This is a genomic window from Bifidobacterium sp. ESL0825, assembly GCF_052606465.1.
The window spans coordinates 1323956-1337034 of sequence record NZ_CP199589.1; the positions used below are offsets into that span (position 1 = coordinate 1323956).

The 13079-nt window shown below is 59.5% G+C and carries 7 protein-coding genes; 6 read left to right on the plus strand and 1 reads right to left on the minus strand.

Features of this window, described 5'->3' with window-relative positions:
• Window positions 1–250 precede the first annotated feature (250 nt).
• A complete protein-coding gene (locus tag ACUIAG_RS05770; protein ID WP_445339313.1) occupies window positions 251–3790 on the plus strand; it encodes an RCC1 domain-containing protein in 3540 nt (1179 codons plus the stop codon).
• Between the two features lie 183 nt (window positions 3791–3973).
• On the opposite strand, the gene iolD is transcribed toward ACUIAG_RS05770, so the two are convergent.
• Window positions 3974–5863: a 3D-(3,5/4)-trihydroxycyclohexane-1,2-dione acylhydrolase (decyclizing) gene (iolD, locus tag ACUIAG_RS05775; protein ID WP_445339314.1), complete on the minus strand. Its 1890-nt coding sequence runs from the start codon at window positions 5861–5863 to the stop codon at window positions 3974–3976.
• A gap of 474 nt (window positions 5864–6337) precedes the next feature.
• Here iolD and ACUIAG_RS05780 point away from each other — a divergent pair, with 474 nt between their 5' ends.
• The 5 genes from ACUIAG_RS05780 (at window position 6338) to ACUIAG_RS05800 (ending at window position 13043) form a co-directional block, all read left to right on the plus strand.
• The gene (locus ACUIAG_RS05780) at window positions 6338–7789 is read left to right on the plus strand and encodes a sugar porter family MFS transporter (protein ID WP_445339315.1); all 1452 of its coding nucleotides are present in this window, start codon (window positions 6338–6340) and stop codon (window positions 7787–7789) included.
• A gap of 14 nt (window positions 7790–7803) precedes the next feature.
• The gene (iolB, locus tag ACUIAG_RS05785; RefSeq protein ID WP_445339316.1) at window positions 7804–8685 is read left to right on the plus strand and encodes a 5-deoxy-glucuronate isomerase; all 882 of its coding nucleotides are present in this window, start codon (window positions 7804–7806) and stop codon (window positions 8683–8685) included.
• 62 nt (window positions 8686–8747) lie between these two features.
• Entirely contained in the window at window positions 8748–9857 is a 1110-nt protein-coding gene (locus tag ACUIAG_RS05790) for an alcohol dehydrogenase catalytic domain-containing protein (protein WP_445339317.1), read from the plus strand.
• A 55-nt stretch (window positions 9858–9912) separates the two neighbouring features.
• The gene (locus tag ACUIAG_RS05795) at window positions 9913–11376 is read left to right on the plus strand and encodes an NAD-dependent succinate-semialdehyde dehydrogenase (RefSeq protein ID WP_445339318.1); all 1464 of its coding nucleotides are present in this window, start codon (window positions 9913–9915) and stop codon (window positions 11374–11376) included.
• Between the two features lie 239 nt (window positions 11377–11615).
• Window positions 11616–13043 (plus strand): sugar porter family MFS transporter, encoded by a 1428-nt coding sequence (locus ACUIAG_RS05800; protein ID WP_445339319.1) that lies wholly within the window; start codon window positions 11616–11618, stop codon window positions 13041–13043.
• The last annotated feature ends 36 nt before the right edge of the window (window positions 13044–13079 follow it).

Genomic DNA, 13079 nt, shown 5'->3' on the forward strand with positions numbered 1-13079 from the left:
CAAGTGCCGGACGCATGGGGGAGGATGCCTTCACATGAAGATGGTACGTAGTCGTCGCGTCACACTGCTCGTCAGCCTATGCTGCGTCTTGGTTGCCTGTAGCATGCTCGGCCTGCAAATCGGTCAAGCAGCGCCGGAATCCAATGAGACCGCAGTCGCGACTCAGGGAAATGGAGCAATTGGTACTGCAACCAATACTCCCGGACAGATTCCTTCGGTCGCTCCCGGTCCTTCATCATCGCCGTCGGGCATGCCCACCCTGTCCAATGGCTCTGGTGCGGTGGCAACAGGACAATCAGCGCCTGCTGCCAGCACATCGCCCACCTCGCCGTCCTCGCCTCCGCCCGGCACAGCAGGTTCCTCGGAGCCAACATCAACCGCCTCTTCCCCATCGAACACCACCAGCCACACGGTCACTTTCGACTACAACATGCAGTCTGCAACTCCGACAACTTCGACTGTGGCTGATGGCGTCCAGGTCGCGCGCCCCAGTCCTGAACCCACCCGCCGAGGGTTCGTTCTCGAAGGATGGTTCGCAGGCAAGGTCGCCTATGACTTCTCCGCTCCTGTGCACGCGGACCTGACCCTGAAAGCCAAGTGGGCCCGGGCCGACCAGACTTGGACCATGCAGCCGCAAGAGGGACCCGAATCAGGGGGCACCGGGGTGACACTTACCCCGCCCCCGCCTTCCGGTGTCCGTTTCAGCCAGGTCAGTGCAGGCATCAGGTTCTCACTGGCTTTGGGCTCGGATGGCAACGTCTACGCCTGGGGCTTTAACCGTGCTGGTCAGCTGGGCGATGGCACTATTGTCAACAGGTCGACACCCATAAGGGTGCCTAGGCCCGAAGAGGCCCGCAATGACAAGGATTTTCGGTTCGTCAGCGTCAACGCTGGTCAGTTCTTCAGCATGGCCCTGGACAACCATGGCACCCTCTGGTCCTGGGGGTACAACTATCTGAAGACCTTGGGCAACCCCAATGTGGCTGACAGCGGCATGCATAACTACTCAGAATATTTGGTCAAGGTGATGCTGCCTGAAGGGGCGCCGGCCGGATTCACCTACAAGGCCGTCAACGGCAATTACACCCACACCCTGGCCTTAGGATCGGATGGCAACGTCTATGGCTGGGGCACCTGCAGCGAGGGGGAGACCGGCAGCCATGAGTGCGACGGCATATGCGACTACAGGCCCAGCCTCATCCAAGGATTCGACAAGAACCACAAAATCGTCGCCCTGCAGACCGGACTGAACTACTCAACGGCTCTGGATGACGCTGGCACGGTATGGTCATGGGGAAGCAACCTTGACCACCAGTTGGACCCATCCGCCGGCGCGGTCGTTGGCAACTCTAAGCCAATCAAGATCAGCGGCCTTGACAAGGTCCATGTGGTGGCCATTGCAAACGGCTTCGCAAACACCCTGGCCCTGGATGACCAGGGAAGGGTTTGGACCTGGGGTATGAATAAAGCCGGCCAAATCGGCAACGGATCAAGCCCCAGCAAGACCGATATATTCAAAGACCCGGTCCAGGTCAGCTTCCCGCAGGGGACCAGAATCACTGCCATCACTAGCGGCGGCAATTTCTATCTTAGCCACGCCATGGCTCTGGATTCCGACGGCAATATCTGGGCCTGGGGCGACAACAGCTACGGACAAATGGGCGACGGCAAGACCTCTGCAGCAGACAGCCCCCAGACCACTCCGGAACGCTTGGAGGATCCGAAACTTGCCGGCCGACACTGGATCAGCATCGACGCTGGCGAGGAGTATAACCTGGCTATCTGCGACGACGGCCTGACCTACAGCTGGGGACGCGACAACATGGGTCAGCTGGGTCAGGGCACCAGCGGCGATGACGCCCATAACCGGCCCTCTGCGGTCGCCTTCCCCTGGCCGGCGAAGCTGACTGGAATCAAATTCGACACTACGGATATCACCACCGGAATGCAGGCGCAAAAGAACGGGACCTGGACGGCTAGCACCCCGCCGCACGCCCCAGGGCTGGTGGATGTGGCCCTGACATGGACCTTGAACGATCAAGAACAGACCCAGGTCCACCTGCCCTTCCGCTACCTGGCGCGCGGGGTGACCGTAACCTTCCAGTCAGAGAGCGATTCACCGGCACCACCCAGCCAGAGTCTGGAAGCGGGAAAGCGGGCAGTCCGCCCCAGCGCTGATCCAACCAAGGCCGACTACCGCTTCGACGGCTGGTTCCTAGGCAAAACCGCCTACGACTTCTCCAAGCCAGTCACCAGTTCCATGACGCTCAAGGCCCACTGGAGCCCTGAGAATCAGAACTGGAGCATGACCCCGAGCCATGGAACCGAGATGGGCGGAACGAAGGTCACCCTGACGCCGCCAGCCCTGCGGGGCATTCGCTTCAGCCAGGTCAGCGCCGGTTCCCACTGGTCCCTGGCCTTAGGGTCCGATGGGAAGGCCTACGCCTGGGGCAAGAACAACAGCGGCCAGCTGGGCAACGCGAACATCGCCAAGGGCGGCACCAGCACCATGCCGGTCCGAGTGGACATGCCCGAGAAGGCGGAGACCGACTTCGTCTTCACCCAGGTCAGCGCGGGCCGGGACTATGGCCTTGCTCTAGGGTCCGATGGAAAGGCCTACGCCTGGGGCAACAACGATGTCGGCCAGCTGGGCGACTCCACACTGAATGCCCAAAGCCGGCCCCATCCGGTACCGGGTCTGCCGGCCAAGATCCAGTCCATCAGCGCCGGTGGTGGACATGCCTTGGCTCTGGATTCCCAGGGACGAGTCTGGTCCTGGGGCGCCAACCAATACGGGCAGCTGGGCCTGGATAATGCCGGAGGCGATACCGTCTCGCCAGACGGGCGAACCAGCCCTGCCATGGTGACCGGAATCCCGGCTGCCACAACGGCAATAAGCGCCGGAAGCCGGTATTCACTAGCCATGACCGTGGATGGACAAGTCTACGCCTGGGGCACCAATGATTCCGGCCAGTTGGGCGATCCCTCCCTACCAGTGAGCGCTGACGGCGCCAACCCCACGCCGTCTGCCGTTCAGGGACTGACGGGCGAGATGAGCGCCATCAGCGCCGGAGACCACCAGGCTCTGGCCCTGGATTCCCAAGGACGCATCTGGACCTGGGGACAGGTCAAGGGCGAGAACAAGAAAACCCCTGCCCTATTGACCCTTCCCGACGGACTGCCGACGGGGTTTGCCATCACGCAGATCAGCGCCGGCACCAGAGCATCCTCCGCCCTGGGCTCCGATGGACAGATCCTGACCTGGAGCAATGCCGCAGAAGGCTCAGACCCAGCATTCTTGGCCAAACCCGAGAACACGCCTGCAGATTTCAGCTTCACTGCCGTCAGCACGGGCGGCCCGAGCTCATTGGCCCTAGGCTCCGACGGCCTGGCCTACGGATGGGGTGCCGACGATTCCGGCCAGCTGGGCGACGACCAATCCGGACCGGACCTGAACAGCAAGACTCCACAGGCTGTTGTGATTAGAAGCCAGGTTAAGACGGTCACCTTCGCCGGACTGTCCGCAGGGGGAACCCCGCAGTACCAGAACGGCACCTGGTTGGCAGTCACCCCACGCTACAGGCCCGGGCAGGTGGATACCGTCATTCAATGGAGCCTGGTCGGCGTGGATCAAAAGGATCAGACCCTGCCCTACACCTACGACCAGTTGGCCGTCCTGCCCCTGACCGGCAGCACTGGCGTGATTCTGCTGATCATAGCTGGCCTGCTGGGCATGGGAGCCGCCATGGCTGCCAGATTCCATCGGCGGGAGAACAAGATGACAGCTTGACAGAAGCCCCCAAGCAAGACATAGGGGACGGGGATAGCCGCTTGCGCCAATCACCAAATTGCTGCGGTTGCGCTGCTTCCGATAGCAGCTGCCGTCCAGCTGAATATTCTGACAGGCAGTACAGACAGTCAGTTGGGCGGCAGTTCTTCAGCCCTGGTTTTGGTTATGCCCGAAACGAGCAGATCACAAATAGGTCCGCTGCAAATCGCGGATCCTCTCGTATTCCTGATGGGCCTTTATAGAGGATTCGATATGAGCCACTTCAGGAGTTGCCACTTCCCAGTAGGCGTCAGCTGCATCGTCACGTTCCACCGGTGCCACCCTTACATAGATGGCGGTGATTTGATCGCTGGCGGCCGCCTTTTGCAAAGCCTGCCGCAGTTGGTCTGCATCCTCGACAGGATATGTCTTGACCCCATACCCTTCCAGGATCTTGGGGAAATCGATCTGCAGCGGTTCCTTAAGATTCTGTCGACCGTTGTCTCCCCGGTAGTAATACTTGGTCTCAAAACCCTGAGAGCCCACCTGCATGGACAGTGAATGAATCGATCCATAACCACCGTTGTCCAAAAGCAGCAGAATGATTTTCTCCCGTTCCTGAATCGCCGTCAATACATCCTGGTGGTACATGATGAAGGAGGCATCACCAATGAAGGAGAAGATCTCCCTGCTGGGATCAGCTATCCGCATGCCCAGAGCTGCAGGAATCTCATAACCCATGCAGGAATAGCCGTATTCAACCGAGTAGCCAAGCGGACTGCCTGCCTTCCAGAGTTTCTGAAGATCGCTGGGCATGGACCCAGCGGCATTCACAACCACATCCTGGGGACGGGTGAATTCATTGACAATGCCGATGACTTCCTTCTGACCCAGCCCCTCGGTGCCCGGAATATGCTGTACCATGCGGTCCACTGCCTGCCTCTGCTCGTCGGCCTGGGCCATGGCCTCACGACGATAATCCTCATCCACCTGCCAATCGCCCAGGACCTCCTGCAGCTCGCTCAGCGTCTCCCGGGCATCGCCAATGACCGGAATGGCCGCCTCCTTGTGCGCGTCGAATGAGAGGACATTGATATTGACGAAGCGCACCTGCGGGTTCTGGAACATCGTATTGGATGCCGAGGTGAAATCCGTATAGCGTGTGCCAACACCGATGACCAGGTCGGCAGTGTGGGCCAGACGGTTGGCAAAGCGCAGTCCCAGAGCACCCATGGGGCCCGAGTTCATCGGATGGTCATAGGGGATGGCGCCCTTGCCTGCCTGGGTGCTTCCGACCGGAATCCCGGTCTTCTCTGCGAATTCTGCCAGGACCTTGCTGGCCGACGAATACACGACACCCCCGCCGGCGATGATCAGCGGACGCTTCGAACCCTTGATGACCTCGGCAGCCTGGGCCAGGGAAGCCTTGTCCGGCCTGGTTCTGGGGATTCGCCAAATCCGCTCACGGAAGAGATCAAGGTCGAAATCATAGGCTTCGGCCTGCACATCCTGGGGCAGGCAAAGTGTCACAGCGCCAGTGGCAGCCGGGTTGGTCAGGGTCTCCATGGCTCTCATCAGTGAGGCCGACAGCTGCTCGGGCCGGTCGATTCGGTCCCAGTACCGGCTGACAGCCTTGAAGGAGTCATTGGCGGAAATATCGTTGGACTGTTCATTCTCGACCTGCTGCAGAACAGAGCCTGTACGTCGGGTCGAGAAATAGTCGCTGGGAAGCAAAAGGACCGGCAGACGATTGACCGTCGCAGTACCAGCCGCAGTGATCATATTCGCCGCACCAGGCCCTATCGAGGTGGTGACGGCCATGGCTCCCATTCTGTTCATCTGGCGGGCGTAGCCGACGGCTATATGCGCCATGCCCTGCTCGTTCTTCCCCTGGATGAAACGAAATCGGTCGATCTCCTCCAAGAGCGCCTGCCCGACCCCGGCTACATTGCCATGGCCCAGAATGCCCAGAGCGCCGCCAAAGAAGGTGGACACCTGCCCATCCCTTTCCACCTTCTGAACCTCCAGAAAGCGAACGACGGCCTGTCCAACAGTCAGCCTGACTGTATTATCAGCCTTGCTCGTCCCTATCATTTCCTCGCACCTTTCCTATTAGCCGCCGTGACCCTCTCAAACTTGGGGTAATGCAAACCCCGCACTGTCCGCCATGGACTAGACCTGCGGGGAACCGTCACCGCTTGCCCTAGTTCGCTAGGGTTAACGGTCCATAGGTCAATCATGGCCGTCGACGGCCGCGCTCTTGGCAGCCACGGCATAAGAGCAAGTGATTTCATAACTATCCTGCATTTTTTGTATATCGTCCCCACACTCCGCAATGCCATGCCATTCTTCCTGCATCAGACAGCCGCTGACGGTGAAATGATGGCCAACCTAATGAGGAGGTTGAACCAGAATGAGGCGTTCTTAGAAAATGACTTGGAATCTTATAAATACTTGCAGACCTGTCAGGATCACTCCAGGAAACTGCATAGCGGTGACTTACAACTGAGAACAACCAATGTCTGGAGACAGAGTCGTGCCAGACAATATCAGCTGAAAGGAATGGCCATGTCGTCATTTGAAACGCTGGCTAAAGCCGAGAGCCCCGCTGAGCTATCCAGACGCCGCACCCATTACACCCGGCTGATGGTATGCCTGGGACTGTGCGCAGGGGGGCTGTATGGGTACACGCTGACAGCCTTATCCGGCGCACTGATAACCATGAACATAGGATCAGGCCAGCTGGGTCGTCCCACCGACTTCGAACAAGGGCTCATCACCTCGGCGATGCTGCTGAGCGCAGCAGTGGGCGCCTTTGCCGGCGGAAACCTAAACAACCGCCTAGGTCCGAAAAAGATGATCCTGACCGGTGCGGTACTGGCAATTCCCGGTGCTGCAATCTGCGCTATAACACCCAGTATTTTCATCCTCTGCCTGGGCAGGGTCATTCTCGGCCTGGCGATCGGCTTCACATCGACTATCGTCCCCATTTATCTGGGGGAGATGACCAGAGCCGCCAACAGGGGGCGCATAGTCTCGGTCAATTCAGTCATGATCGTGGTCGGACAGCTCCTGGCCGTATCAGTCAATGCCATCCTGACACAGATAGGCATCGGCTGGAGGGCCATGCTATGGGCGGCCGTCGTTCCAGGCATCCTGCTCCTGCTGATAGCCTTCGTCATCAAGGACAGCCCGGATTACCTGATTCGGCACGGTCTGCAGGATCAGGCCATCCAGCTCCTGGCGGAGACCCGCGACCTGCCTGAAGCCGAACAGATCTTCAAATCACTTTCCCAGGCCCACGAGAACAGCAGCCAAACCGCCGCCCAGAAGAATTCCGACAGCAGTTTTGCGACACCATGGCTGCGGAGGGTGCTGATTATAGGCATCGGTCTGGCCCTGATCAACCAGCTCAGCGGGCAGAATATGGTCAATTACTACGCGCCCACTATTTTCACCAAGACCTTGGGCTTCGCACCATCCATGTCCATACTGGCCACGGTACCTGTCATTTTGGTCTCCGCCATCGCTGCCACAATAGGCGGCCTGGGATTCATCGACAGCATCAACCGACGAACCATTCTGACTGTCGGCCTGGTCGGCACGATTATTTTCCTGGTCGCTATCGGCATCAGCTACCGCTTCATCGATCCCTCAAGCAGTTCCCGCACTGCATCCTGGGTCATGATCGCCATGATGATGATCTATCTGGTGTTTGTGCAGGGCATGGTAGCGCCGGTCACATGGCTTTTGATGGCCGAAGTCTTCCCCACCAGCGTCCGCGGCAAGGGGATGGGATACGCCAACATAGCGCTCAATTTGGCCAACTTCCTCTTGTCCCTGATCTTCCCGCTCCTGCTCAACGGCCTGGGAGGCTCGGGAACCTACCTGCTGTTCGCCCTTATCAACATCGGATGCCTGGTGTTTGCAGTCACCATGATTCCCGAGACCAGAGGGAAGAGCCTGGAGGAGATCGAGGCCGAAGAGCGCGCCTTGGGACAGCGGAAGTCAAAGGATTGAATAAAGGAGACATGATGACTCAATGGGTGTATCCAAACGGCAGCGCAGCCAAGGGTGATTGGGAGGTGAGCCTGGGGGCCTCGGACTCGCAACCCGTCACAGGTTGGCAGTACACCGGCATCAGGGTCGCCAAGCCCCGGAAAAACCAGGTTCTTACCCTGCCTGCGGCGGACGAGGAACGCCTGGTCGTCCCCCTCTGCCAAGGATTCGATGTCAGGACGCAGGCTGGCCTTTATCATCTGCGTGGGCGCCAAAACGTCTTCACTGCACCAACCGATGTCGTATATGTAGGCACGGGAACGCCCTTGGAGATATATGCCCCATCCGGGGGACGGGTCGCCGTCGCATCAGCGCCCGCCAGCACCCGCCACCCAGACCAGCTGGTCAAGGCGGAAGACAACGAAACCGTCCTCAGGGGCAACGGGCCCACCTCCAGGCAGGCCCGAAACTTCGGCATGATGAACAACATCGAAGCTGAACGGCTGCTGGTATGCGAGGTCATCACTCCCAGCGGCAGCTGGTCCTCCTACCCCGTCCACAAACATGACCAGAACAATGATCATGAGACCGCTCTCGAGGAAATCTACTACTTCCAGATGAAGGCGCTGCCGGGCGCTTCCGAACAGGCCAGGCCCCTGGCCTACCAGGGTGCCGGCACAGCCGACGAACGGCCTCTGAATATTATGACCGAAGTGCATCCCGGCGATACAGTGCTCATCCCCTACGGCTGGCATGGCCCCTCCATCGCCGCCCCCGGATACGACCTTTACTATCTGAATGTGATGGGCGGCGGAGGACAGCGCGACTGGAAGGTGACCATCCGCGAAGATCAGACCTGGATCAATCAAGCCCTGCAGAACCAGCCCCGCAACGATCGGCTGCCCATGACCGACTAAAGAGACCCGGATTGCAGATTTCTACTTGCAATAACTCCAACCACCAACAAGGAGAACACCATATGGACATCACCGGCGCTGTGCTGAGGACGATGGGTGCGCCAGGCCCTTATGCGCGGACCAGACCGCTGTCTATCGAACACCTTGAGCTGGATCCGCCCCAGCAGGATGAGATATTGGTCAAGGTCACCGCTTCCGGCATCTGCCACTCGGACCTGTCTGTCGTCAACGGCAGCAGACCAAGACCCATGCCGATGCTGCTGGGCCATGAGACCACAGGGATCGTGCAAGCCTTAGGGCCTGGGGTTGAGGACTTGAAGGTCGGACAGCACGTCACCCTGGCCTTTCTGCCCCGCTGCGGCAAGTGCGCCAACTGCCTGACCGGAGGCCGGCTGCCCTGCACCCCCGGCTCCAAGGCCAATCAGGCCGGCACCCTGATGAACGGCGGCATTCGCATCCATAAGGGTCCGGAGCGGATATACCACCACGTAGGCGTCTCCGGCTTCGCCACCTATGCCGCCGTCGATCGACGCTCAGCAGTGCCTGTCCCAGACGAACTTCCTTCTGCCATAGCAGCGGTCCTGGGCTGCGCCGTCCTCACTGGCGGAGGCGCCGTGCTCAACGCCGCCGACCCCCAGGACGGGCAGGACGTCATGGTGGTCGGACTGGGCGGAGTCGGCATGAGCGCCCTGCTGACGGCAGCGGCACTGGGCCGAGGCCGAGTCATAGGGGTGGACCGCAACAAGGATAAGTTCAAGGCCGCCTTGGGCATGGGCGCCACCGATGTCTACACGGTTGACGAAGCCCTAAGCAAGGGCATCAAGGCGCCGATCGTTATCGAGGCAGCCGGTGCGCCAGGTGTTCTGGACCAGGCCTTCGAACTGACAGGCATCGGCGGCAAAACCATCACTGCAGGATTCCCGGACCCCTCCGTCAGAGCGTCGCTGCCATCCAGCGTCATCACCGGTGAGGCCCGAACCGTCATCGGCAGCTACCTGGGGTCGGCTGTTCCTACTCAAGACATACCCAGATATGCCCGGCTCTGGCTGGACGGCAAGCTGCCAGTAGAAAAACTCATCAGCAATCACATCAGGCTGGACGACATCAACGAAGCCATGGACGACCTTGACAAGGGCCAGGCCCTGCGGCAAATCATCGAATTCGACTCATGAGCCAAGACCCGAATCGAACTGGCACCGCCTACGCCTTGACGAGAAAGGACACACAGTGAAGTGGACAAAGGGAATCGACACAGTGCTGCCAGAGGCATCGAACACCCTGTTTATCAACGGGCAATGGAGGAAATCCCGCACGGGACGAACATTCGCCGTCGACAACCCATCAACCGGCGATCGCCTGTTCGAACTGGCTGATGCCGGAGCTGAGGATGCCATTGATGCCCTGGATGCCGCAAGCTCCAGCGCCGAAGGCTGGGCAGCCTCCACACCCGTCGAGCGACGAAATCTGCTGGACAGCAGCTACGAGGCGGTCATGGACAACAAGAAGCTCTTTGCCGAGCTCATGACCAAGGAAATGGGCAAGACATACCAGGAAGCCCTTGGCGAAGTCGATTATGGGGCCGGCTTCCTCAAGTGGTTCGCCGAAGAAGCCATGCGCTCATATGGACGGACCTTCCACCTGCCCGACGGCCGCAAGGGCCTGGTGACCCACGATCCCGTGGGCCCCTGCTATCTGGTGACGCCCTGGAACTTCCCTCTGGCTATGGCTACCCGGAAAATCGGACCTGCGCTGGCAGCCGGTGACACCATGATTGTCAAGCCCGCCGGTTTGACGCCGCTGACAACTTTGGCCATGGTCGAGGTCCTCCGCCAGGCCGGCGTACCCGACGGAGCAGTCAACGTCATTACTTCAGAGCACTCCCCCGAAATATCCGATGCGCTCTTCGCCGACGGCCGACTACGGAAGATCAGTTTCACAGGCTCCACCACGGTTGGCAAGACCCTGATGAAGCAGGCCGCCGACCAGGTTCTGCGCACATCCATGGAGCTCGGCGGCAACGCCCCCTTCCTGGTCTTCGACGATGCGGACATCGACCAGGCAGTCCAAGGGGTCATGATGGCCAAGTTCCGCAACAACGGCCAGGCCTGCACCTCCGCCAACAGAATTCTCGTACAAGACGGCATAGCCGATGAATTCGTCGACAAGCTTCAGCGTGCGGTCAGCGCTCTAAAAGTCGGGGACGGCATGGACCCCTCCACGGATATCGGGCCGCTTATCAACAAGAAGGCAGTGGACCGCATGGAGCGCATCGTCAAAGATGCCGTAGATGCCGGGGCCGACCTGCTGGCAGGCGGCCATCGCTCCGATCTCGGCGAGTGCTTCTTCCAGCCCACCCTCCTGGATCGCGTGCCGCGGGAGTGTGAAGTCTTCCGCGAGGAGATTTTCGGCCCCGTACTGCCTATCTCCCGCTTCAGCAGCGACGAAGAGGGAATGAAGGCAGCCAATGCCACCATTTATGGTCTGGCCGCCTATGCCTACACCAGATCGATCAAGCGCAGCGAGTGGGTCCAAGGCCATGCTCAAGCCGGCGTGCTCGCCATCAACTCCGGTGTCCTCTCCGACGCTTCAGTGCCTTTCGGAGGCGTCAAGCAGTCCGGCATAGGCCGTGAGGGCGGCAGCGAAGGCATCTACGAGTACCTGACCACCAAGTACACGCTTCTTATCCCCTGATCGTCTGCAAGACTGACCAGCTTCCTTCCACAGAAGCGAGCGCCAACCATCAATGTCTTGGCTGGCGCTCGCTTCCTGTTCTTTCGCAAACGCGCACATCTGATATCAGTATTTATAGAAAACGTCTCACCTCCTCATTCGAACGCTCAATCTTCCTTAGGCTTATAGCAGTCAGATCCGCCGCCGATAACGATGTCGGAGCATTGGATACGGCATCATGCCAACTTGGAGGAACACCCATGTCCACCACCTATAGGGAGATCAGCCGCAACCTCGACATAGAGAAGCTGGCCGCCAGCCGGCGGCGATACTCCAGACTCATGATCGCTCTGGGCATTTTCGGGGGCGGCCTGTATGGATACACGACCGTGGTCCTATCGGGGGCCCTGGTCACCATGAACTTCCACGGGCAGGGACTCAACGCCTTCCAACAGGGAGTCCTGACAGCAGGGCTTCTCCTGGGCGCCGCCGTAGGGTCCTTCCTGGGAGGCTCGTTGGCCGACCGTTACGGCCGGAAGAAAATGATCATTACCGGTTCCTGCATCTCGCTGCTGGCCTGCGCGGCTTGTGCACTGGCGAGCGACTTCTCCTTCTTCCTCATTGCCAGAATCTCAGTCGGACTGGGTGTTGGATTCACCTCCTGCGTGGTTCCCATGGCCATCGGCGAACTGGCTTCGGCAGACAAACGTGGCCGACTGGTGTCTGTCAACTCGGTGATGATCAATATCGCTCAGCTCCTGGCTACCTGTGTCAACGCCATTTTGGCCAAGGTCGCCGACTGGCATGCCATGCTCTGGGCCAGTGTGGTGCCCGCGCTTTGCCTGGTCGTCATCGCCTTTCTTATTCATGACACACCCAACTACTTCATTCGCCATGGCATGGACGATCAGGCCGTGCGCGTCCTGCTCTCTACACGCGACGAACAGGAAGCCCAGCAGACCTATGAATCCATGCAGGCCAGTCTCACCTCCTCCAGCCAAGACAGCTCCCAGCACGCCAAGAAGGAGAGCTTCTCCACACCCTGGCTCCGGCGGGTGCTCATTGTCGGCATCGGCCTGGCCGTCATGCAGCAGTTCTCCGGAGTCAACGCCATCAACTTCTTTGCCCCCACCATCTTCTCGACCACGCTGGGATTCGGCTCCACCGATTCGGTCATCGCCATGGTACCTGTCATGCTGGTCTCGGCCATAGCCGCCGTGGTATTCGGCCTGATTCTGATCGACAACATCGATCGCAGAACCGACCTGCTGATAGGCACGGCCGGCGTGACCGTATTCCTCACTGCTATCGGCATCTGCTACCTCTTCATTCAGGGGGGCAACACCAGCAAGGCTATGTCCTGGACGTTGATCGCCATCATGATGATTTACCTGCTCTTCGCCCAAGGAAGCATGGCACCGGTCACCTGGCTGATGATCGCCGAAATTTTCCCCACTGCGGTCAGAGGCCAAGGGATGGCATATGCCAATATCGCCGTCAACACTTCCAGCTTCATACTGACATTGATTTTCCCGGTCATGCTCGAAAAACTGGGCGGCGCAGGCTCCTTCTTCGTTTTCGCGCTGATCAACGCGGGCGCCTTCATCTTCACCAAGGCCCTGGTTCCGGAGACACGCGGCAAAACCTTGGCCCAGATAGAGGCGGAGGCCCGGCAACGCGTTAAGTGATGCCATGCAAAACAAAAATACATACAGACATCAGGA